This window comes from Rhizobium sp. C1 (genome assembly GCF_021026335.1).
GTDB lineage: Bacteria > Pseudomonadota > Alphaproteobacteria > Rhizobiales > Rhizobiaceae > Ensifer_A.
Genome location: NZ_JAJNCY010000010.1, coordinates 146,180 through 167,596, shown reverse-complemented (window position 1 = coordinate 167,596; position 21,417 = coordinate 146,180). Strand labels below are relative to the sequence as shown.

19 protein-coding genes and 1 pseudogene are annotated in these 21,417 nt (G+C 63.4%); 9 read left to right on the top strand and 11 right to left on the bottom strand.

Translation table 11 applies throughout. From position 1 onward, the window contains the following. Positions 1-434 precede the first annotated feature (434 nt). The 3 genes from LQK83_RS18930 to LQK83_RS18920 all read left to right on the top strand — a co-directional run bounded on the left by LQK83_RS18930 (position 435) and on the right by LQK83_RS18920 (position 5,979). Positions 435-4,025 (top strand): peptidoglycan-binding protein, encoded by a 3,591-nt coding sequence (locus LQK83_RS18930; RefSeq protein ID WP_230838955.1) that lies wholly within the window; start codon positions 435-437, stop codon positions 4,023-4,025. A 230-nt stretch (positions 4,026-4,255) separates the two neighbouring features. Beyond that, positions 4,256-5,179 carry a sulfite exporter TauE/SafE family protein gene (locus LQK83_RS18925; RefSeq protein WP_230838954.1) on the top strand — a complete coding sequence of 308 codons (924 nt, stop codon included), beginning with the start codon at positions 4,256-4,258 and terminating at the stop codon, positions 5,177-5,179. Continuing rightward, positions 5,176-5,979 carry a TIGR02186 family protein gene (locus tag LQK83_RS18920; RefSeq protein ID WP_269065742.1) on the top strand — a complete coding sequence of 268 codons (804 nt, stop codon included), beginning with the start codon at positions 5,176-5,178 and terminating at the stop codon, positions 5,977-5,979. Before LQK83_RS18925 ends, LQK83_RS18920 begins: the two co-directional genes overlap by 4 nt. A 2-nt stretch (positions 5,980-5,981) precedes the next feature. On the opposite strand, the gene pdeM is transcribed toward LQK83_RS18920, so the two are convergent. From pdeM to LQK83_RS18885, 7 genes are all read right to left on the bottom strand, one after another. Beyond that, entirely contained in the window at positions 5,982-6,677 is a 696-nt protein-coding gene (pdeM, locus tag LQK83_RS18915) for a ligase-associated DNA damage response endonuclease PdeM (protein ID WP_230838970.1), read from the bottom strand. Between the two features lie 43 nt (positions 6,678-6,720). Further along, a complete protein-coding gene (locus LQK83_RS18910; RefSeq protein WP_230838953.1) occupies positions 6,721-9,252 on the bottom strand; it encodes a ligase-associated DNA damage response DEXH box helicase in 2,532 nt (843 codons plus the stop codon). A gap of 30 nt (positions 9,253-9,282) precedes the next feature. Then, a complete protein-coding gene (locus LQK83_RS18905) occupies positions 9,283-9,696 on the bottom strand; it encodes a tellurite resistance TerB family protein (protein ID WP_230838952.1) in 414 nt (137 codons plus the stop codon). A gap of 118 nt (positions 9,697-9,814) precedes the next feature. After that, entirely contained in the window at positions 9,815-10,519 is a 705-nt protein-coding gene (locus LQK83_RS18900) for a thermonuclease family protein (RefSeq protein ID WP_230838951.1), read from the bottom strand. A gap of 11 nt (positions 10,520-10,530) precedes the next feature. Beyond that, the gene (locus LQK83_RS18895; RefSeq protein ID WP_230838950.1) at positions 10,531-11,196 is read right to left on the bottom strand and encodes a S24 family peptidase; all 666 of its coding nucleotides are present in this window, start codon (positions 11,194-11,196) and stop codon (positions 10,531-10,533) included. 147 nt (positions 11,197-11,343) lie between these two features. Beyond that, positions 11,344-11,997: a response regulator gene (locus tag LQK83_RS18890; RefSeq protein ID WP_230838949.1), complete on the bottom strand. Its 654-nt coding sequence runs from the start codon at positions 11,995-11,997 to the stop codon at positions 11,344-11,346. Between the two features lie 87 nt (positions 11,998-12,084). Next, a complete protein-coding gene (locus LQK83_RS18885; protein WP_230838948.1) occupies positions 12,085-12,516 on the bottom strand; it encodes a hypothetical protein in 432 nt (143 codons plus the stop codon). Positions 12,517-12,593: 77 nt separating this feature from the next. On the opposite strand from LQK83_RS18885, the gene LQK83_RS18880 reads away from it, so the two are divergent. Continuing rightward, positions 12,594-12,941: a DUF952 domain-containing protein gene (locus tag LQK83_RS18880; protein WP_230838947.1), complete on the top strand. Its 348-nt coding sequence runs from the start codon at positions 12,594-12,596 to the stop codon at positions 12,939-12,941. Beyond that, positions 12,878-14,029, top strand: coding sequence for a quinone-dependent dihydroorotate dehydrogenase (locus LQK83_RS18875; protein WP_442966797.1), 1,152 nt, complete (start codon positions 12,878-12,880; stop codon positions 14,027-14,029). Before LQK83_RS18880 ends, LQK83_RS18875 begins: the two co-directional genes overlap by 64 nt. 9 nt (positions 14,030-14,038) lie before the next feature. Here the strand turns inward: LQK83_RS18875 and LQK83_RS18870 are convergent, their stop codons facing one another. The 3 genes from LQK83_RS18870 to LQK83_RS18860 are packed head-to-tail and all read right to left on the bottom strand — an operon-like array spanning position 14,039 to position 16,199. Beyond that, entirely contained in the window at positions 14,039-15,376 is a 1,338-nt protein-coding gene (locus tag LQK83_RS18870) for an MATE family efflux transporter (RefSeq protein WP_230838945.1), read from the bottom strand. A 53-nt stretch (positions 15,377-15,429) separates the two neighbouring features. Beyond that, a complete protein-coding gene (locus tag LQK83_RS18865) occupies positions 15,430-15,933 on the bottom strand; it encodes a CAP domain-containing protein (RefSeq protein ID WP_230838944.1) in 504 nt (167 codons plus the stop codon). Continuing rightward, the gene (locus LQK83_RS18860; RefSeq protein WP_230838943.1) at positions 15,933-16,199 is read right to left on the bottom strand and encodes a DUF6460 domain-containing protein; all 267 of its coding nucleotides are present in this window, start codon (positions 16,197-16,199) and stop codon (positions 15,933-15,935) included. Before LQK83_RS18860 ends, LQK83_RS18865 begins: the two co-directional genes overlap by 1 nt. 159 nt (positions 16,200-16,358) lie before the next feature. On the opposite strand from LQK83_RS18860, the gene LQK83_RS18855 reads away from it, so the two are divergent. The 3 genes from LQK83_RS18855 (at position 16,359) to LQK83_RS18845 (ending at position 18,732) form a co-directional block, all read left to right on the top strand. After that, positions 16,359-17,306 (top strand): methyltransferase domain-containing protein, encoded by a 948-nt coding sequence (locus tag LQK83_RS18855; RefSeq protein ID WP_230838942.1) that lies wholly within the window; start codon positions 16,359-16,361, stop codon positions 17,304-17,306. Between the two features lie 120 nt (positions 17,307-17,426). Beyond that, positions 17,427-18,065 (top strand): YitT family protein, encoded by a 639-nt coding sequence (locus LQK83_RS18850; protein WP_230838941.1) that lies wholly within the window; start codon positions 17,427-17,429, stop codon positions 18,063-18,065. Between the two features lie 22 nt (positions 18,066-18,087). Continuing rightward, positions 18,088-18,732, top strand: a complete 645-nt coding sequence (locus tag LQK83_RS18845; RefSeq protein ID WP_230838940.1) for a YitT family protein — start codon at positions 18,088-18,090, stop codon at positions 18,730-18,732. Positions 18,733-18,794: 62 nt separating this feature from the next. Here the strand turns inward: LQK83_RS18845 and LQK83_RS18840 are convergent, their stop codons facing one another. Next, the gene (locus LQK83_RS18840) at positions 18,795-19,622 is read right to left on the bottom strand and encodes a transporter substrate-binding domain-containing protein (protein ID WP_230838939.1); all 828 of its coding nucleotides are present in this window, start codon (positions 19,620-19,622) and stop codon (positions 18,795-18,797) included. A 102-nt stretch (positions 19,623-19,724) separates the two neighbouring features. Here LQK83_RS18840 and LQK83_RS21785 point away from each other — a divergent pair. Continuing rightward, a pseudogene (locus tag LQK83_RS21785) lies at positions 19,725-21,359 on the top strand (glycosyltransferase family 2 protein); the annotation flags it as partial. Positions 21,360-21,417: the final 58 nt, after the last annotated feature.

Below are 21,417 nucleotides of genomic sequence, written 5' to 3'. Positions count from 1 at the left end.
CGCCTTCCATTGGTCTTCGTTGCCTCTCTCATACAAAATTTTGACGTTTGCGTAAACGTCAAAATTCGGGAGGCACGAAAATTTTGCGGCTCCAGCTTGCCGCAAGTCTCGTCACGGCAAATGGTTAACGAAGTATCAAGGGTGATTCTGCGCGAAATGAGATTTTAATCTTTGGACATCGGTGAACGGGCTGTTAACGCGGCCTCATCAAATGTAATCATCACACGCAGGTGATTTGCGCCGATCCGGGATTTTTCAAGGTCTTTCGTAGCCGGGAACATTCGCAGTTTTCGCCATGACGGGCAGAGCGGGGAGACTTCCGCACCCGAAATGGATCAACGCCAGACGCAATTGAAGCGAGTGGAATGATGAACAGATCAAAATCCGATACGCCTCGTCAGGGAGACCGGACCGCGAGCGCGCCGGCAGCATCTTTGACGGAGACGGCCCCAAGCCGCGTTGAAGAAGCGCGGGCTTCGCTGCTTCGCGCTCCGCGGCCTGAGGACGCTGGCCGGCTGGCGCGTTCCACTCAGATTTCGGAAATCCTCGACCGGCAGAAGCTTCTGTCGCGCAACCGGCCGCCACCGCCGGCGGCCGCCAATCTGTCGCTGGCCGACCAGATCCGCGAGCGCCTGCGCTCCCCGGCCGCTCCGGTCTCGGCAGGCATCAGCGCCCCCCGCGCCGCAGACATCCGCCCCAGCGACTACCGTGCAAGCGACTATCGCCAGCCGTCTGCCGAGCATGCGACGGTGGACATTTCCGAGGCGCTTGCCAAGCTGCGCCACGACCTGAAACAGGATCTGGCTGCCAGCTTCGCCCAGGAAATCGCCAATCTGCGCAGCGAGATCAAGGAAATCGGGACGGCGGTGGCCGAAAACGGTTATCCGCAGGATCTCTATGCAGACCTGCAGCGGCTTGCCGAAGGCATGGAATATCTCGGCGAAGCCACGGAGAACGCTGTCGCCAACAGTGTGCGCGGCGAGCTCGATTCCATCCGCGCCATGGTCGGCGGGATGGCGCGTCAGGACGATCTGGCCGTCATCGTCGAACACTTCGAAGCGCTGCGCCAGGAAATGGCCGAGGCGGACAAGCGCGCCCACAATCACAATCTCGACAGCAAGATCGGCAGCCTTGCCGACGCGATCGAAATGCTCGTGTCGCAGATGTCGAACGCCGACCGCGACGTCAACAGCCAGATGCATGCGCTGGACGAGCGGCTTGCCGACGTCGTGGCTGCCATCGAAGCCAATGCCCAGGCCACGGCCGAACTCTCCGGCGATGCCGGTCTCGGCTCGCTGGAAGCGCGCGTCGCACGTCTCATCCAGGAGATCGACGCAGTCAACCTGCAGCCGCGCGACAATCTCGTCGCCGAGCGCATCGAAGGTCTCGCGACCCGGATGGAAGAGCTTGCCAAGCTGCAGGCGACGGAACATCTCGACCGCCGCTTCGACGAACTGGCCGCACTTCTCGCCCAGGGGAGTGCCGCACCGGCAGGCGAAGACCTGACCGCGATCGTCTCCGATATTTCACGCAAGATCGACGACATGGCGCGCGGCGCGGTGAGCAGCGAGCTGATCAACCGCTTCGACGATCTGGTGCAGCGCATCGACAGCCTGAACATCGCCGGCGCGACGGGCGGCCTGAGCGAGGAAATCCTGACCTGGCTCGAAGAGCGCATGAACGACATCGCTGCCCGCATCGACAGCAATGTCGACGCCAAGGGCAATCCGGCCGCCGATCTCGGCGCACTGGAAGAGCAGATCGCCACGCTGACCAAGCTGCTGAGTGAACCGCGCGTTGCCGAAGACCTCAATGCGGTGACCATGACCAGCCGCATGTCGGCGCTCGAAGACTACATGTCGACGAACGACGAATACATCGTCGAGGCGGCCCGTCAGGCTGCCGAAACCGCGCTGGAAGCCTATGTCCGCAATTTTGCCGGCAAGGGAAGCAGCGAAAGCGTTTCGCAGAGCGACCTGTCGACGATCTCCGATCTTGCCGCCGATCTTCATGCGCTTGAGGAGCTGACGCGGTCCGGCGAGGCGCGCAACCAGCAGACCTTCGAGACATTGCAGCAGACACTGGTGCAGATCGCCGACCGCCTCGACAAGCTGGGCGCGTCCGGCGAAGCAGCCCCTGCGGCCGTTGCCACGAAGGCAGCAGCCGCCAGCCGCCCGCGCCTGCGCACCGGCACGGGCGCCGACGCGGAGATGTTCAGCAGCGATTTCGACGACGACCTGTTCGACGACGACATCATGTTTGAAAACACCACGGCGCGCGAAAACGAGAAGCCGCTCAAAAGCATCCTGTCATCGATCGGCAAGCGCTTCCGTCCCAATGCGCAGGACCAGAAAGCGGAAGAGCCGCGCCGGGCGCTCGAAGCGGCCCCGGCCATCGACGCCGCCGACGACATCAGCCCGGATCTTGCCAACCAGCTGCTCGAGCCAGGTTCGGGCGCGCCGGACATCCGCCAGATTCTGGAAAAGGTCCGCACGGCACAGGACGGCAAGTCGGCCAAGAAGGACGGCGCTGCCACGCGCGAGGAAGACAAGAGCGATTATATCGCCGTTGCCCGCCGCGCTGCCCAGGCTGCTGCTGCCGAGCTCAACCCCGCCGACCATGACGGCCAGGACAGCGAAAGCCCGGCAAGCGTAATCGGCAAATACCGACGTCCGCTGCTGCTCGGCACCGGTCTCGTGCTTCTCTCCGTCATGGCATGGCCGCTGGTCACGACCATGTTCGGCAATTCCGGTACGCCGGCCGCGAAGGATCCCGCCCCGGTCACGCAGCAGACGCCCGCCACCGATGCTGCCGCGACGGACAAGGCCGCGGCTGACAAGGCTGCTGCCGACGCAGCAAGCGCCGACAAGGCCGCTGCCGATAAGGCTGCCGCTGACAAGGCTGCTGCAGACGCCGCGGCATCCGACAAAGCCGCTGCCGACAAGGCTGCTGCAGACGCCAAAACCGCAACGCCTGCTGCAAACGACGTGATCGCCGCACCGGCTGCTCAAGCCACGGCAACGGACGCCACACCGTCCGCCGCAGCGCAGACCGCCAAGCCGGAAGCCGCCGCTGCGACCACGGCACCGGCAGCTGCAGACGCCACCAAGGCAGACGCGAGCGCTCCGCAGGCTGCCAACAACACCGCCGCTCCGGCAGCAGGCACCGCCCTGACGGTTCCGGCCGGCATCGAGCCGCAGGCTCTGGTTGACGCGGCCAATGGCGGCGATGCACTTGCCATCTTCGAAATCGGCAACCGCATTTTCGACGGTCGCGGCGTCGCGGCCAATCCGGCAGCTTCGGTCGCCTGGTACAACAAGGCCGCCTCGCTCGGTTTCGTTCCGGCGGAATATCGTCTCGGCAGCCTCTATGAAAAGGGCGTCGGCGTTAGCATCGATCCCGCCAAGGCCGTCGAGCACTACACGGCCGCCGCCAAGGCCGGCAATATCAGCGCCATGCATAACCTCGCCGTGCTCTATGCAACGGGTACGCTCGGCGCTCCGGACTTCGCCTCCGCCGCCAAGTGGTTCACGGAAGCCGCCAACCATGGCGTTCGCGACAGCCAGTTCAACCTCGCCATCCTTTATGCCAAGGGCAGCGGCGTCGCGCAGGATCTGGTGCAGTCCTACAAGTGGTTCGGCATTGCCGCCAAGGACGGCGACACCGACGCCGCGCTGAAGCGCGACGAGGTGGGCAAGGTTCTCAACGCCGATCAGCTGACCAAGGCCAAGGCCGAGGTTGACGGCTGGAAGGCAACGACCGCTGATGACAAGGCAAATGCCACGATCATCCCGGACGCCTGGGCCGGCAAGGCCCAGAAGACCAACAGCGTCGACATGAAGAAGGCCATCACCTACATCCAGGCGATGCTGAACAAGAACGGCTTCGATGTCGGCCGCCCGGACGGCGTCATGGGTGCCAAGACGGTCGCCGCGATCAAGCAGTTCCAGTCCTCTGTCGGCCAGCAGCCGACAGGCGAAATCAACGACGCGCTGGTCAAGGAACTGATCGCCCGCAGCAAGTAAGTGAATTTGCAGCGCCCTGCCCAAATTGCAGCAGAATGAATTGACACCCTTCGCCCCCGGCGCAAGGGTGTCAATTCGTTTTGAGCCCGCAGTTCCGGCGATACCAGACCGTTGAAAGGCTTCGAGATGCGCGCCGATCCCCGCGCATCCGGAAGAAATAAAATATTCACGAGGCATGGGTTAAAGATACCTATCCAGCCGCAATTCGAGTTCCAGTCCGAGGCCCGTCGGTGACGATCTACCTGCCCATCGCCGAAATGTCGGTGAACATTCTGGTCATCCTGGGGATGGGCGCGGCCGTGGGCTTTCTCTCCGGCATGTTCGGCGTCGGCGGCGGATTTCTGATCACGCCGCTCCTGATCTTCTACAATGTTCCGCCCGGCATCGCGGTGGCGACCGGCGCCTGCCTCGTCGTCGCCTCTTCCGTTTCCGGCGCCATCAGCCATTTCCGGCGCGGAACGCTGGACCTGAAGCTTGGCACTTTGCTGCTTGTCAGCGGACTGCTCGGCTCGACAGCGGGTATCGGCGTCTTTGCAATCCTGCGCAGCCTCGGCCTGCTCGACCTCTTCATTTCGCTGGCCTATGTTCTTCTGCTCGGCACGGTGGGCTCGCTGATGCTGATCGAGAGCCTGCGGGCCATCCGCCGCGTCGCCAAGAACAAGGCTGTCGCGCTGAACCGCCCGGGCCAGCACAATTGGGTGCACCGCCTGCCCTTCAAGGTGCGTTTCAAGAAATCGAAGATCTATCTCAGCGTCCTTCCCGTGATCGCTTTGGGCTTTTCGCTCGGGGTTCTGACATCCGTCATGGGCATCGGCGGTGGCTTCATCATGGTGCCGGCCATGATCTATTTCCTGCGCGTACCGACCGGCGTCGTGATCGGCACATCGCTGTTCCAGATCGTTTTCGTGACGGCCTATACAACGATGATCCAGGCGACGCTGAACCATTCTGTGGACATCATTCTGGCGCTGCAATTGATGATCGCGGGCGTCGTCGGCGCGCAGTATGGCGTGCGCGTCGGCCAGCGGCTGCGCGCCGAGCAATTGCGGGCGTTGCTGGCCCTTCTCGTGCTGGCCGTGGGCGTTCGTCTCGCCGTCGATCTCGTCCTGACGCCGAAGGATATCTATTCCATCGTGACCGGAGGCCGCGCATGAGCCGCCTTCCGTTCGCGCGCGCGCTGTCCGCCCTCGTGATGGGGCTTTCGCTGCTGTCGACCGGCGCCGTTGCCGCCGAAAAGGTGCGCCCGCCGGAAGGCATCGAGATCGGCATGTCGACCAACGAGATCGCGATTACCTCCGATTTCACGGGCGCGGACCTGACGATCTTCGGCACGCTTACCAATGTCGACGACTATCTGCAGCAGATCGGCCAGTACGATATCATCGTGACGCTGGAGGGCCCGCGCGTCGATACCACGATCCGGCGCAAGGCGCGCGTTTTCGGCATCTGGATCAACACCGAACAGATGACCTTTTCCGCCGTGCCGCAGTCCTATTCGATGACCAGCACACGGCTGATCAAGGACATCACATCGCAGCAGGAATTGAGCACGCTGAATATCGGCATCGACCATATCCGACTGTTTGCCGCCAACTATTTCGGCGACATCGCGGTGCTGGACGATTTCCGCAAGGCGTTCCGGCGGCAGATGATCGATAGCGGACTCTATCAGTCGAACCCCGGCGGCATACGCTTCGTCAGCCCCAGCCTCTTCCGCGCCACCGTCAAGCTGCCGGCCAACGTGCCGAACGGCGTGCACATGGTGCATGCCTATCTGTTCAAGAGCGGCGATTTCCTGATGGAAAAGAAGCTGCCGCTGCGCGTCGTCAAGACCGGCATCGAGCAGTCGCTGACCGAGGCAGCCTATGGCAATTCCTTCCTCTACGGCCTCTCCGCCGTCCTCATCGCGCTGACCATCGGCTGGGCTGGATCGGTCATCTTCCGCAAGGATTGAGCTTAACCCTTCAAGCCCTGATAGCTGACCGGATAGACGCGATCCTTGCCGATCATGTGGGCGATCAGGCGTGTGCGGTCAAAGAGGCCGCGGAAGGCGGCGTGAGCAAGATCAAGGCCGCCTGTCATGACGCCGAAGGAGGGCATGATGAGCCGATCGCCATCGGTAGCGAAGCAGGGACGGCGCACGGATTTTTCGCGGCGGCGCAGCGTGGCCGCCGGATGGAGATGGCCGGCGACCTCACCCTTTTCCGCACCCTTGGCCGGTTCGTGGCGGAAGGTGAGACCGGCAAAGGCCATGCTTTCGGCGACCGTGCCGGGAAGCCCGCTCACGCCATCGGGATCGTGATTGCCGGTGATCCAGATCCAGTCGCGGCCCTTGGCCATCTCCACGATCAGCGTCCGGCAATCGTCCGGCATCAGCGCCGAGCCGACGCGGTCGTGGAAATTGTCACCGAGCGAGACGACCAGTTTCGGACGGTAGCGGTCCATGACCCGGGCGAGGATCTTCAACGTGGCATGTGTGTCATAGGGCGGCAGCAACTGGCCGCGCCGGGCAAAGGCGGCACCCTTTTCCAGGTGCAGGTCGGAGACGACGAGCAGCCCGTCGGCCTCGCAATAAAGGGCGCCCATGGGGTCGCAGACGAATTCGACGCCGGCCACCTTCGTCACCGACGCGCCAATGTCTTCATCCCTCATGCCTGCGAGTGCCAGCCTTGCCAATTGCGTTTCCCGTTAATCCTCAAACCTGCATTGCATCGCGGATCAGGTCTTCGGCCGCTTCCGCCAGCAGGCTTTCCGAGGCATTGCCTGCCACAGGCTCCTTGCCGATTTCAAGCAGGACCGGCACGGCGAGCGGCGAGACCCGGTCGAGCGGACGATGCAGGATATGCCCCCTGATTCGGTTCAGCATAGCGCCAAGGCGCTGAATGTCCAAAAGCCCGGCTGCGGCTTCCTGCCGCGTCGCCTGCAGCAGAATATGGTCCGGCTCGTGGCTCCGCAGCACGTCATAGATGAGATCGGCGGAGACAGTCACCTGCCGGCCCGTCTTCTCCTGGCCCGGATGGCGGCGCTCTATCAGGCCGGCAATGACGGCGCAATTGCGGAATGTGCGTTTCAGCAGGAAGCTTTCGTCCAGCCATGCCTCCAGATCGTCACCCAGCATGTCTTCGTCGAAGAGCGTCTGCAGGTCGAGCTTTCGTTTGGCAATCAGATCGCCCATGTCGTCGAGCCCCCAGATGCCGAGCGAATAGTCGGTCGCGACGAAGCCCAGCGGGCGGGCGCCCATGCGGTCGAGCCGGCGGGTGAGCAGCATGCCAAGCGTCTGATGCGCCAGCCGCCCTTCAAACGGATAGGCCACCATGAAGAAGCGGGAGCCGCGCGGGAAGGTCTCGATCAGCATCTGGTCGCGGCGCGGCAGGATGGAAACCTCGCGCTGGATTTCCAGCCAGTCGCGCACCTGATCGGGCAGGCGATGCCATTCGCTGCGATCGGCCAGCAGCCCGCGCACACCTTCCGCCAGATAGGTCGAGAGCGGAAACTTGCCACCGGCATAGGCCGGAACTTTCGGGTCCATCGAAAACGCCTGGCTCGCCAGCGCCTCGTTCTCGCGGATGCCTTCGAAGCGGAGAACCTTGCCGCTGAAAAGAAACGTATCGCCCTGCGACAGGCTTTCGAGAAAATATTCCTCGATCTTGCCGAGCACCGGGCCGCCCGGCCCCAGCGAGCCGAGCTTGTTCTTCCTGACCATGCGCACATTCAGCATGGGACTTTCAACGATGGTCCCGATGTTCAGCCGGTATTGCTGGGCGGTTTGCGGGTTGGAGACGCGCCAGAGCCCATCCGGGCGCTGGCGGATCTTGGCGTAGCGGTCATAGCTTTTCAGCGCATAGCCGCCGGTCGCGGCAAAATCGAGCACACGGTCGAAGGTCTCGCGGGGAAGCTCCGCATAGGGCAGCGCCGAGCGCACTTCTTCATAGAGCGCATCGCCCGAAAAGGGTTCGGCACAGGCCATGCCGAGCACATGCTGAGCAAGCACATCGAGCGCGCCAGCGCCGGACGGCGGCGTGTCCTGCGCATTGATATAATTGGCATCGAGCGCCGCCTGACATTCCAGCACCTCGAAGCGGTTTGCGGGGACCAGAATGGCGCGGCTGGGCTCATCCATGCGGTGATTGGCGCGGCCGATGCGCTGGGCCAGCCTGCTTGCCCCTTTCGGTGCGCCGACATGGATGACAAGATCGACATCGCCCCAGTCGATACCGAGATCGAGGGTCGAGGTCGCGACCACCGCGCGCAGCTTGTTTTCCGCCATGGCCGCTTCCACCTTGCGGCGCTGTCCCGCATCGAGCGAACCGTGATGGAGGGCAATCGGCAGGCTGTCGTCGTTGACGGTCCAGAGCTCCTGAAAGACCAACTCGGCCTGCGAGCGAGTATTGACGAAGATCAGCGTCGTCTTGTGGCGCTTGATTTCCTCGTAGACCGCCGGGATCGCGTAGCGCGCGACATGGCCGGACCAGGGAATGCGGTCCTCGCTTTCGAGAATGGTGATCAGGGGGCGGGCACCACCGGGGGCAACGACGATATCCGCCGCCGCTTCGCCCTCTGCCTGCGGGACCAGCCATTTGCGCAGATCGAGCGGGTCGGCAACCGTCGCCGAAAGGCCGATGGCCTGCATGCCCGGCGCAAGACGGCGCAGCCGCGCAAGGCCGAGCGACAGGAGATGACCGCGCTTGGAGGTCACCAGCGAATGCAGTTCGTCGAAGACGACATAGCGCAGGTCGCCAAAGAAGCGCTCCGCCTCGCCGTTGGCGATCAGCAGCGCCAGCTGCTCGGGCGTCGTCAGCAGAATATCCGGTGGGCTCAATTTCTGGCGCTGGCGCTTGCCTTGCGGCGTGTCGCCGGTGCGGGTCTCGATGGTGAGGGCCAGCCCCATCTCGCCCACCGGCTTCATCAGGTTACGCTCGATATCGACGGCGAGCGCCTTGAGCGGCGAGATATAAAGCGTGTGGACGCCCTGAAACGCGGTGCCAGGCTTCTTGCGCCCGCGCTCGGCCAGTTCGGTTAGCGACGGAATGAAGCCGGCCAGCGTCTTGCCGGCCCCTGTTGGGGCGATCAGGAGGACGGATTTGCCGCCGCGCGCCTTTTCGAGCAAGGAAAGCTGGTGCGCACGCGGCTGCCAGCCCTTTTCCGTAAACCAGCGGCGGAAGGCCGCCGGTAACAGCTCCAGGCCCGAGGGATGGAGATCGCCAGCCGTTTCAGTCGGCGTCTTCATCGGCGTCCCCCTGCTGGCCGCTTCCGCCCGTCAGGCCGTGCGGAAGCGGGCAATCGCGCCGCGTTCGATGGCTGCGCAGGTCAGCTTGTCGAGGCCGAGACGGTCGCGGATGAGAGCGAGAACCCGCAGCTCCTCCGGCGCAACCGCGAGATCGGCAGCGGCGATTTCGACGCAGAGCGCATAGGCCGTGTCATAAAGCTTGTGCGGCAGCGCGTCGCGAATGACTTCCAGAACGATGTCGAGCCCTTCCGGCAGCTGCAGCAGCGCCGAACAATCTCGCGCCACGTCGATCAGCGCCTCTTCCTTGAAGCCCTTGAAAACCGGGAGGAAGTGGGTCAGTCGGCCGATGCGCGCCATTTCGGCGTCGGTCATGTTGCTGTCGGAGGCGGAAACCAGGATCATGCCGTAGATCAGGGCTTCGTGTGCGGTAATCTTCTTGGCCATCAAGTCCTCTTTATCGATCTGTCGAAACGCGGATCGCCGGTCCGCGCTCCCTCATATGTCGCTGATTGTGTAAGATTTCCAGCGACGTTCGGCAAGCGCAAGCTCATGAACGGTCAACTCAGGGCCGCCGGGGATCGGGGCCGAACATGCCGCGCCCGCCGGCCTGTGCTTCGCCGGCCGCCTCTTCATAGGGTGAGCCGGGCTCGGCCCGCGCCCAGCCCTGATCAACCAGCCACGCCGCGATGTCCTCCTTGCCGAGCATGCAGCGGGCCGTCACGGCGCCCTCCCAGGCGGGATCAGAGATATCGCAATTGAGCGACCGGCCCCGCAGGAAACGCCGGAACTGGGTGGCGGCAATCTGTCCGCAGGGCCAGGCGGCGGCACCCGTGCCGCACAGCGCCGAAGGTTCCAAGGGGACTATGCCCTTCAGCGTCACACGGCCGCGCGTCGTCTCCATAATCCCGGCGGCAACAACGGCCGGCTTGGCGACGACCTGAAAGGCCGGGGCAGCTGGTTCCGGATTTCGGTTGGCCGGCGGGGCGGGCTGCTCTGGTGCGGCGGCGCGTGTCTCCGTCTTCGCCTGTGGTGCAGCGGGTTTGGAGGAGGCCGGCGCGGTGGCCGAAGCAGGATCGCCGGACAAGCGCTCCATCGGCGGGGGCGTCGCCGGCGAGGGCAAGGCGGGTGAACCGCCCGGTTTATCCGGCGCAGCGGCCGTGGCGGGCGGAGCCGTCTCGGCGACGATACGGGCCTGCCCCTTCTGCATCAGGATCACGGCGCCGAGAATGCCGGCAATGACCAGAAGCGCGAGGAACAGGAAGCGCAAGGCAAATTTTCCTATTGGCTGGCCCAGATGATCCGCGCCACCCATTCGATGTCGGTGAGATCGAAGGAGCGGTTCGGGTGATCGGGATTGAGCGACATGAGTTCGATATTGCGCGAGGTCTGGCGCTGCAGAACCTTGGCCATGACCTCGCCCTCGCGGGTCTTGACCACGACGCGGTCGCCGCGGCGCACCTGTGCGCCCGGCTCGACGATCAGCACGTCGCCGTCGCGGTAAAGCGGCATCATGCTTTCGCCCTGCACTTCCAGCGCATAGCAGCCAGCCTTGCGATCGGGTGCAGCCGGAAAATCGACCACATCCCAGCCCTGGCCCGCCGGAAACCCGCCATCGTCGAAAAAGCCGCCAGCACCCGCCTGCGCAAAACCCAAAAGCGGGATCGCCGATTGCTGTGGCGGGAACTGGCCCATCGGCATGCCATTGGGGCCGCCGCCCGGATTGAGGAGACCCATGAATTCGTCCAGCGTCGCACCGGTCGCCTCCAGAACCTTGGAGAGCGATTCGGTGGAGGGCCAGCGCAGACGCCCGTCCGGGCTCAGCCGCTTCGACTTGTTGAACGACGTGGGATCAAGCCCCGCCTTGCGCGCAAGGCCGGATGCGGAAAGATCGTATTTTTCAGCCAGGGCGTCGATCGCGCCCCAGATCGCGTCGTGTGAAATCATGGGTCATGCCGCTCGATAATCGCGCGGCCCGCGCGTCGTATACGCCAATGGCCGCAAGGCTTTCGAAAACCTTGCGCGACCTTAGCCAATCCGTACGCGTGAGTAAAGCGAACGAGGAATAAAATCCCATTCCGCTGCCGCAAATTGTCAGACCGGCTGCAATTGCCCCAGCTTCGACAGTTGAATGACAGCCTGGGTGCGGCTGTCGACATTGAGTTTCAGGAGAACGGCGGAGACATGCGCCTTGATGGTAGCCTCGGACACGCCGAGTTCGTAGGCGATCTGCTTGTTGAGCAGCCCTTCCGACAGCATGTTCAGCACCCGCACCTGCTGCGGCGTTAGCGTCTGCAGCCGGCTCAGGAGATCCCTGACATCGGTGTCCGTCTCTGCCCCCCGCGGGTCGTAGCCTTCCGGCTCGGCGATGCCGCCCTCGGCCACCTCGCGCACGGCCTCACGGATCTGATCGGCGCCCGAGGATTTGGGGATGAAGCCGGAGGCCCCGAGTTCGAAGACACGGCGCATGGTCTGCTGGTCTTCGCTGGCCGAACAGACGACAATGGCCAGCCCCGGAAACTCGGCGCGTAGCGACATGAGGCCCGTCAGCCCGTTCATGCCTGGCATGGAAAGGTCGAGCAGCAGCATGTCGATGTCGAGATTTTCCGACGCAGTCTTGCGGGCACTTTCGAAGTCGCCGGCTTCGAGGATTTGCGGCGCCGGCTGCATGCCGGACACAGCCTGCCGCAGCGCGCCGCGAAACAGCGGATGATCGTCCGCAATCAAGATCGTCAACACCGACGTCATTCCCAACCCCTCCCGGGTCATGTTTTCATACAACTCCGCCGCTCTCTCCCCGGCGGGCCGCGTGTTTTAGCAACATTATACACACGTTCAGGTCTTTTGCGGAAGAGCATTCCCCTCTTGGTTTTGATGATCCAGATCCTTGGCAATGCCCATGAAACGGCGCATGAATTTCTCCATGATCGAGAGACTGCGATCGACCTCGGCATCGCTCGGCAGATCACGTCCCTTGTTGCCGGCCTTGTTGCCGGCCGCAACCTGGCGTTCCAGCGCATCGACCCGGGCGTTCAGCGCAGCGATATCGGCGGCCGCTGGCGTATTGGCCGAGGCCGTCGCCGTCGGAGCGCAGGCGAGCTTGCCGACGTCGGGCTTGCACAACGTCATCTCGCCGGTTGCCGTATCGAGCCTGACGACACCGCCTTCGACGGGCTGCAGCTGATAGCGGCCTGCCGGCACATCATCTGCGAAGGTTGCGAACGGCGCGAGCGTGAGAAGGCCTGCGAGCAAAAAACGACTGGTCATGTCAATCTCCCCTTGCCTTTGCGGGTGGCTTCGCGCCAAGAGGTTTTCAACCAACCCGAGCCTTGCGGAAGCGTGTCATGGAAAAAGCAGTCTACAAGATCGTCGCCTCCGAAATATGGCAGGCCGCTCACGAGAAGGGTGTTTTCGAAGGGGCCGGAATCGATCTCAACGACGGCTTCATTCACCTGTCGACCGCCGCACAGTCGGTGAAGACCGCGGAACTTTATTTTGCGGGCCAGAAAGGGCTGACACTGGTCGCCGTCGACACCGCCAAGCTCGGTGACGCGCTGATCTTCGAGGCTTCGCGCGACAATGCGCTCTTCCCGCATCTTTACGGGGTCCTGCCGGTGTCGGCGGTCATCTGGGCGAAGCCGCTTCCGGTCGGCGCGGATGGCAAGCATGTCTTCCCGGAGTTCGTGGCATGAGTTTCCTTTCCCGCATCGGCCAGCAGGCGCTTTTCAGCTTCGACCCAGAAACGGCACATGGGCTTTCCATCACGGCGCTGAAGACGGGGCTCCTTCCCGCCTGCCGGGTCGCGCCGGACGCACGGCTGAGGCAAGTGATCGCGGGGCTCACCTTCGACAATCCGCTCGGCATGGCGGCGGGCTATGACAAGAATGCGGACGTGCCGGCGGAGCTGGTGCGCCTTGGTTTCGGCTTTGCGGAGGTTGGCACGCTGACGCCGCGCCAGCAGGCGGGCAATCCAAAGCCGCGCCTCTTCCGGCTTGTTGCCGACCGCGCCGTCATCAACCGGATGGGCTTCAATAATGAAGGGCATGCGGCGGCGCTCGAACGGCTGAAGCGGCTGCCGAACACGCTGATGGTGGGCGTCAATATCGGCGCGAACAAGGACAGCGAAGACCGCATAGCCGATTATGTGGCGGGCATTCGCAGCTTCTATTCGGTCGCGCGCTATTTCACCGCCAATGTCTCCTCGCCCAACACGCCGGGCCTCAGAAACCTGCAGGACCGGGAAAGCCTTGATGCGCTTCTGACAGCCGTGCTCGCCGCGCGCGACGAAGAGGCGGCGAAGGCGGGCGGCGCGAAAGTGCCGGTCTTCCTGAAGATCGCGCCAGACATGAGCGAGGGCGGGCTGGATGACATTGCCGAGGTGTCGCTCGCGCGCGGGCTCGACGGGCTGATCGTGTCGAATACGACCATTGGCCGCAACGGTCTGACCGACAAGCGCCAGGCCGGCGAGGCCGGCGGGCTTTCCGGCCGGCCGCTCTTTGCGCTTTCCACCGCGGTTCTTGCCAGGATGCGCCAGCGCGTCGGCAAAGGCCTGCCTCTGATCGGGGCCGGCGGCGTCGAGTCGGCCGAAACGACGGCGGAAAAAATCCGCGCGGGTGCCGATCTGGTGCAGCTCTATTCCTGCATGGTCTATGAAGGGCCGGAACTGGCGACCCGCATCGTCAAGGGGTTGTCGAGCCTCTGTGACCGGGAAAAGCTTGGCTCGATCCGCGACCTGCGGGACAGCCGCGTCGCCCATTGGGCGAGCCAGCCGCTCGGTTAATATCCGGCTTCACGCAGCGAACATCTTTCTCGCCTTGCCCGGCAGGATCGCGGCGAGCGTGATGCCGCGCATCAGCAGGAAGAGATTGAGGGCTGCCCAGAGGCCGTGATTACCGAAATAGTGCGGCAGCACGAAGATCGCGACGAGATAGGCCAGAAACGAGATGATCATCATGTTGCGCATCTCCGCCGACCACGCCGTGCCCATGAAGACGCCGTCCATCTGGAAAGCGAGCGCGCCGGTCAAGGCTGTCAGCGCCATCCAGAAAACATAGAGCCCGGCTTCGGCGCGGACATCCGCAGCGCTGGTCAGGAAGGCAATCGCGTGGTTTCCACCGAACAACATCGCCACCGCCAGAAGTGCAGCAAGCCCAAGGGACCAGACGAGCGTCATTCGCACGGCATCGCGGAAAGCCTGCCGATCGCCCGCTCCGAGCGAGCGGCCGCAGATCTGCTCCGCAGCCGCCGCCATGCCGTCGAGGAAGAAGGATGTGACCATGAAGAAGTTCATGAGGATGCCGTTGGCGGCAAGCGTCACGGTGCCGAGTTCCGCGCCGATGCGCGCCATAATCAGGAATGAGCCCGTCAGCAGCAGCGTGCGGATCATGATGTCGCGGTTGACGGCGAAGAGCGCCTTGAGCTTCTCGACCGCGAAGACGGTGCGCCAGTCGGTGCCAAGATCCACGCGGCGAAAGCCGGAAAAGGCGAAGGCGAGACCCACCAGCGCCGTGACGACTTCTGCCGTGAACGTTGCCCAGGCCACGCCCGACACGCCATAGCCGAACCACAGGCCGAGCGTGATCGATAGCAGGATATTGATCCCGTTCAGCAGCGTCTGGAGAAAGAGCCCGACGCCGGCCCTGCCGCGGCCCAGAACGAAACCAAGAAGACAGTCGTTGATGAGGTGCGCGGGCGCGGACAGGATGCGGATGGCGAAATAGGTCGAGGCCACCGTGGCGGCGGCAGGTTCGGGCGAGAGAATGGCAAGGCCGGCGGCGAGGATCGGCGAGGCCAGCGCCAGCAGCAGGAAGCCGGCAACAAGGCTGCTGGCGGCGGCGCGGAAAAAGACCGCCCGCTCTTCCGCCTGATCCATTCGCCCGAAGGCCTGTGCAGTGAGCGCCGTGGTCGCGGTGCGGAAAAAGCCGGTGAAGGAGAAGAGGAAATCGAAAAGCACGGCGGCGATGCCGATACCGGCCAGATCGGCCGCCACACCCGTCTGGCCGACGACCGCCGTATCCGTCAGCCCGAGAAGCGGCGTCGAGACAAAGCCGAGCGTCATCGGCACGGCAATCGAGAGCACAAGGCGATGGGTGACGCGGAAGGCGCGGTCGTGCTGGGCAAGGGTCATGCGGAGGTCCGGCCGTAGGTCGAGAATTACGCGACTCCCGGGACGGAATCGCTTCAGTTCGACAGAACCATGGACCAGAAGGGACGGTTATCGGAAGCGCTATTTTGTGAAACCGCAACGCCGAGGCCTTTGTAAGGGCCGAGCATGTTCTTCAGGTGCTTGGGCGAATGGACCCAGGCCTGGAAGGCACGTTCTGCCGTCTCCTGGCCGGTGGCAATGTTTTCGGCAGCCTGGAGGCGTACGCCCATGCGCTTCATGCGCGAGGTGAAATCATCTTCAGATTTCAGCTCATGATTCATTTCGCCGGCCTTTGCCATGCGGTTTGCCTGATCGGTCGCCGCGGCGATGGCGGCCTTGTCGGCGACCAGAGGTGGCAGTTTCTTCGACGCGCGCAGCTTGTTGATCAACGGCAGAACGGTCTTGGTATAATCGTTGGAATTGCCGGGCTCCGGCTCCAGAACGGTCACCGTCGTGCAGCCGGACAGCAGCGCCAGGCCAAGGCCGGCCACGGCTGCGCGGCGGGTGAGCAGGGGAAGATCAAGACTTTCGGCAGACATCAGCGGCGGTAGCTCATCAGGCGCAGGATAATGAAGGCGGGGATGACGACGACGGCGCCGAGCAGGAAATAATCGCCCACTTCGCCGAAGGCACGGAAACCGGTGCGCCAGAGATTGGTGATGAAATCGCGGATCCAGTGCAGGATATCCATCGGATACCAGCCGAAGGAGCGCATCACGAAGCCGACAATGACGGAAACCACGACCAGCTTGACAATGAGACGGCCGGGGCTGTCGCCCAACATCCGGTTCATGGATTCGCTCATGTGGTCCTCATCCTGTTCGACGGCCCGATGCCGTATTGTCGCGGTTTAGATCAGAGATAGGGTCCGAATCATGGCGGCGGCAAGAGGCTGCGTAAAATTCGCTTGATCGCGCCGGCGCAAAGGCAATATTGCGCGCAAACGCAACCGGAAATGCCCGACATGACTGCCAAGCACCTCACCTCCGGCGACCTCATCGCCGACCGGCGCGCCGACTATGCCCGCATGCTGGCCTCCGGCGGCGATATGCAAGCAGCTGCCGAGCTGATGGAGCAGGCGCTGGAAATTACGCCCCAATGGGGTGCCGGCTGGTTTCTGCTGGGCGAATATCGCGAGAAGGCGGGGCTCACACCCGCCGCCATCGAGGCCTATCGGCAGGTTCTCGAACGCAACAAGGACGATGTGTTCGGCGCAGGCCTCAAGCTCTCCATTCTCGGCGACCGGGCGCAGCCGGCAACGCCGCCGGTCGCCTATGTCGAGCAGCTGTTCGATGATTATGCCGATCGGTTCGAAACGGCGCTTGTCGAGAAGCTCGACTACAAGGTGCCGGGCAGGCTCGCTGCGCTGATTGCGGCCAGGGCGCGCGCGCATTACGCCCGCGCCATCGACCTCGGCTGTGGCACCGGACTGATGGGCGTCGAGTTGCGCGCCCATGTCGATCATCTGGAAGGCTATGACCTCTCCGCCAACATGCTGGCGAAGGCGGAGGAAAAGCGGCTTTACGATCATCTCGATCAGGCCGACCTGTCGCTTGGAACGGGCGAGACGCGGTTGTTCGGGCCGGAGCTTGTCCCCGGCCGCGCCGATCTGGTCGCGGCGGCCGATGTGCTGATGTATCTGGGTGATCTCGCGCCGGTTTTCCGGCTTTCCGCATCCTTGTTGGCCGAGCACGGACACTTCGCCTTCTCGGTCGAACATTGGACCGGCGACGGCGAGGATTTTCGCCTGCAGCCGTCGCTGCGCTACGCCCATTCGCCGGCCTATGTCGAGGGGCTGCTCGCCGCCCATGGCTTTGCGCTTCTGGGCTTGGAGAAACTCGTCATCCGCATGGATGGCGGGGCGCCAGTTCACGGAATTCTGTTCATTGCCGAAAAGCGTGCTCTCGCGTAATTTTGTTGCGTTGCAGCATCGAAATAGGTCAGCAATGCTTACATATTTTCGTTGCGAAATTTTCGCCGTTTGAGACAATCACGCTCGGGAGGATGGGCTTGGTTTTTGCTGGAGAGCGGCGTGGCGAATATTTCCGATGTGTTTTCGCATTTCAGCGGTCGTTCCGACCGTCATTCGCTTTTCGAGGATGCGCAGGGCATTCTGGCCGGGGCGCTGATTGCTTCGCTCGGCCTCTTCTTCATGGGCAAGGCGCATCTGGTGACGAGCGGCATGGCGGGTGCGGCCTTCCTTCTGCATTACGCCTCGGGCCTGTCCTTCGGCCTGCTGTTCTTTCTCATCAATCTGCCCTTTTACATCCTCTCCTTCCTGCGCATGGGGCTTGCCTTCACGCTGAAGAGCTTTGCGGCGGTAGCCATCACCTCGGCGCTGGTCGATGTGCAGAGCCGCTACCTGACGATCGGCGAGATCAATCCCTTCTGGGCGGCTCTCATCGGCGGACTGCTTCTCGGCTTCGGCCTGCTGGCGCTCTATCGCCACCGCGCGAGCCTCGGCGGCATCGGCATTCTGGCGGTCTATGTGCAGGACCGGACCCGCTTTCGCGCCGGTCAGGTGCAGATGGCGTTCGACACGATCGTTCTCGCGCTCGCCTTTCTCGCCGCGCCGCTGGCGATCGTTCTTGCTTCCGTGCTCGGCGCCGTCATATTGAATGTCTTCGTGATGGTGAACCACCGCTCCGACCGCTACAGCGTACTCCGGTGAGCGGACAACGAGCGGACCACACATGACCACGGCAGCACCGGGCAAGACCTTTTCCGACTATCTGAAATCGACGAGCGAAAAGCATTCCCTGCTGGAAGATGCCCAAGGGGTGGCCTCCGGCGCGATGCTCGCTTCGCTGGGTGTGCTTCTACTGTCTTCCGCCGGATTGCTGACCGGCGGCACGGCGGGCGTTGCCTTCCTGCTGCATTATGCCACCGGCTATTCCTTCGGCGTGGTCTTCTTCATCGTCAATCTGCCCTTCTATTATCTCGCCTGGACGCGTCTCGGATGGGCTTTCACGCTGAAGACATTCGCCACGGTGGCGGCGACATCGGCGCTGTCCATCGTTCTGCCGCGGCTCATACCCATCGGTCAGATCGATCCGCTGGCGGGCGCCCTTTTCGGTGGGTTGCTGGTCGGAACGGCGATGCTCGCGCTGTTTCGCCATCGCGCCAGCCTCGGAGGCTTCGGCGTTCTGGCGCTCTATCTGCAGGAAAAGCTGGGCTGGAAGGCGGGTCTGGTGCAGCTCGGTTTCGATTGCTGCGTGCTGTTCTTCTCGTTCTTCGTCGCCACCCCCTTCATCATCGTCTGCTCGATCATCGGGGCCGTGGTTCTGAACATGGTGCTTGCGATCAACCACCGGCGCGACCGTTACATCGCGATGTGAAGGCCCGCTTGCCGGCGCAAATTCCGGACGCGAGACCGGTTTCCACGTGCGCTGCAATTGCTTCAGTAAAGCCCCGGCGGGAAATATTTCACGAATAGCTCGTTGAGCTTGCCGCTTCGGGCGAGTTCGAGAAGCCCGTGGTCGAAAGCGGCGGCCAGGGGCTCGTCCGGACGCGTCATGATCGTCATGCCCTCGCCGAGAAAGTGGCCGGAATAGAAGGGGCCGCCGCGAAAAGCGCAGCAATTGTCCGCCTCGCCGCTGGCCGACCAGAAGGCCAGCGCCAGCCCCTCCCCGAAGACCGTATCCACCTCGCCCGCCTTCAGCGCCTTCAGCATGGCGGCGCGGTCGTCGTAAAGCACCGGGTTCAGATTCGGAAAATAAGCCTTCAGCATGGCCTGATGCGCCGTATCCTTCACGACGCCGACCTTGCCGGCTGCAAGCTTCATCGGCGTGACCGCCTCGCCGGCCGCCTTCTTCATCGACAGGAAGCGCGCGGAAAGCTGGAGATAGGGCCTGGAGAAATCGAATTTCGTCCGCAGGTCCGGCGTCACGGAAATGCCGGCAATGACCGCATCGCCCGCGCGGTTTTCCAGCGCCGTCTGCAACTCGTCGAAGGGCAGAGCCTGGATCTGACATTTGGCCGTCACGCCCAGCGTCTCGCACAGTTCGCGGGCGAGATCGACATTGAAGCCGGAAAGCCGGCCTTCGGCATCGAGAAATTCAAAGGGCGGAAAATCGAGCGTGGTGAGAAAGCGGATGCGCGGCACGTTGCTGATGTCCGGCATGGCGCGGTGCTCGCGCTTGTCAAAGGTCAGCAGCGGGCCGTGGCTATCCGCCGCCCTTGCCGGATCAACATGAATAGCCAGCAATAGAAACAGCAAAAACCCCATGATTCCCATGGATGCAGCGCCTTTGCCATTCGTTACCATACGCTTCAAATTCTCTATGTTTCATCAATTTTCGATAGATACCAAAGGTGGTTTATCAAAGTCATGTGCGCGGGAGAATATTCCAATTCCGGAAATCTGGATAATTCCGCCACACCGCCGGCCTTCACGGCCGATCTTTCCAATCAGGACGCCTCCGGTACGCCACCTTTGCCCGACGAGGCGCGATTTTTTCTGGCATTGGGGATCGGCAAGCCGGCGCTGGTCGCCGCCTTTCTGAAGGCACGGCAGCACGGCACGACGATCGAGCGCGAGCTGATCGCCGAGGGCGTCCTCGATCCGCATATCTTTTACGAGGCGATGGCCGAGTTTCTGGGGCTGCCCTATCTGGACACCATCAATCCCGCCAATGTCTTTCTGACCGAGACGATCGACACGCAGCTTGCCGGCGGGCCGCTGCTGCGCCTGAGCCGCCCTTCCCTGCCGGCCATGCTTGTGATGGCCCCGGAAGCACGGCATGCGCTGACACTGCGCGACCGGATTTCGTCATCGCCCGATATGCGCACGGGGCTTGCCGTTGCCGCGCCGCAAACTATCCGCGACGCCATCTGGCAAGCCAACAGCCACGCGCGGATCGAAGCGGTCAGTTGCCGCCTTTTCGGTGACGCGCCGGCCTTCAGCGCCCGGGTGGTCGTCTCGGGATGGCAGGGCTATGCGCTGGGCGCATTTTCCGTCAGCCTTCCGCTCGCGGTCCTTGCCTGGCCGGAGCTGGCGCTGTTTCTGATGCATATCGGGTTGAGCATGATCTATCTGCTGGCCATCGGGTTTCGCGCAGCGGCCCTTCGGTTCGGGGCGAAGGAGGCCAGCAGGCTGCCCGCCGTTCCGGCGGCACCCCAGGACGCGCCGCTGCCGGTCTATACGGTGCTGGTTGCGGCGTATCACGAGGCGCATATGGCGCCGCAGATCATCGCCGCGCTCGACCGACTGGACTGGCCGAAATCGCTGCTCGACATCAAGATCGTCTGCGAGGCGGATGACCGGGCCACCATTGCGGCCATGCGCGAACATGCGAGGAGCGCGCATTACGAAGTCGTTGAAGTGCCGCCGCAGGGCCCGCGCACCAAGCCAAAGGCGCTCGATTATGCACTTTGCGGCGCGCGCGGCGACTACGTCGTCATTTTCGATGCCGAGGACAGGCCGCATCCGCGGCAATTGCGCGAGGCTCATGCCCGCTTCCTGGCCGGGCCGCAGACTCTCGGCTGCCTGCAGGCCCCTCTCACCATTTCCAATGCGGGTGCGAGCCGGATCGCAGCGCTGTTCGCGCTGGAATATGCCGGCCAGTTTCGCAGCCTTCTGCCGCTACTTGCCCGTCTCGGCCTGCCGATGCCACTGGGCGGCACCTCCAATCATTTCCGCCGCGCCGCGCTGGAAGCCGCCGGCGCATGGGATCCGTTCAACGTCACCGAAGATGCCGATCTGGGCATTCGTCTGCATCGCATGGGCTATCGCTGCGGCGTGCTGCGGCTGGCGACGCTGGAGGATGCACCGACGGAATGGCCGGTCTGGCGGGCGCAGCGCTCACGCTGGTTCAAGGGCTGGCTGCAGACCATGCTGGTCCATTTCCGCGCGCCCTTGAGGCTTTACGCGGAGATCGGCGCAGCCGGCCTCATCGCGCTATTCCTGACGACCGGCGGCATGCTGTTTTCAGCCTTGGCTCATCCGCTGCTTGCGGTCTTCATCCTGCGCTCGATCTGGCTCTTCGCCAGCGGCACCTGGCTCGCCGTGGGACTGGCGGAGC

What these genes read in the sequence shown, in the direction of transcription:
- LQK83_RS18855 (WP_230838942.1), top strand. Translation starts at nt 16,359, where the DNA reads ATGACTGCCAAGCACCTCACCTCCGGCGACCTCATCGCCGACCGGCGC.
- LQK83_RS18865 (WP_230838944.1), bottom strand. Translation starts at nt 15,933, where the DNA reads ATGTCTGCCGAAAGTCTTGATCTTCCCCTGCTCACCCGCCGCGCAGCC.
- LQK83_RS18845 (WP_230838940.1), top strand. Translation starts at nt 18,088, where the DNA reads ATGACCACGGCAGCACCGGGCAAGACCTTTTCCGACTATCTGAAATCG.
- LQK83_RS18895 (WP_230838950.1), bottom strand. Translation starts at nt 11,196, where the DNA reads ATGATTTCACACGACGCGATCTGGGGCGCGATCGACGCCCTGGCTGAA.
- LQK83_RS18840 (WP_230838939.1), bottom strand. Translation starts at nt 19,622, where the DNA reads ATGGGGTTTTTGCTGTTTCTATTGCTGGCTATTCATGTTGATCCGGCA.
- pdeM (WP_230838970.1), bottom strand. Translation starts at nt 6,677, where the DNA reads ATGAGGGATGAAGACATTGGCGCGTCGGTGACGAAGGTGGCCGGCGTC.
- LQK83_RS18905 (WP_230838952.1), bottom strand. Translation starts at nt 9,696, where the DNA reads ATGGCCAAGAAGATTACCGCACACGAAGCCCTGATCTACGGCATGATC.
- LQK83_RS18910 (WP_230838953.1), bottom strand. Translation starts at nt 9,252, where the DNA reads ATGAAGACGCCGACTGAAACGGCTGGCGATCTCCATCCCTCGGGCCTG.
- LQK83_RS18890 (WP_230838949.1), bottom strand. Translation starts at nt 11,997, where the DNA reads ATGACGTCGGTGTTGACGATCTTGATTGCGGACGATCATCCGCTGTTT.
- LQK83_RS18885 (WP_230838948.1), bottom strand. Translation starts at nt 12,516, where the DNA reads ATGACCAGTCGTTTTTTGCTCGCAGGCCTTCTCACGCTCGCGCCGTTC.
- LQK83_RS18880 (WP_230838947.1), top strand. Translation starts at nt 12,594, where the DNA reads ATGGAAAAAGCAGTCTACAAGATCGTCGCCTCCGAAATATGGCAGGCC.
- LQK83_RS18870 (WP_230838945.1), bottom strand. Translation starts at nt 15,376, where the DNA reads ATGACCCTTGCCCAGCACGACCGCGCCTTCCGCGTCACCCATCGCCTT.
- LQK83_RS18920 (WP_269065742.1), top strand. Translation starts at nt 5,176, where the DNA reads ATGAGCCGCCTTCCGTTCGCGCGCGCGCTGTCCGCCCTCGTGATGGGG.
- LQK83_RS18860 (WP_230838943.1), bottom strand. Translation starts at nt 16,199, where the DNA reads ATGAGCGAATCCATGAACCGGATGTTGGGCGACAGCCCCGGCCGTCTC.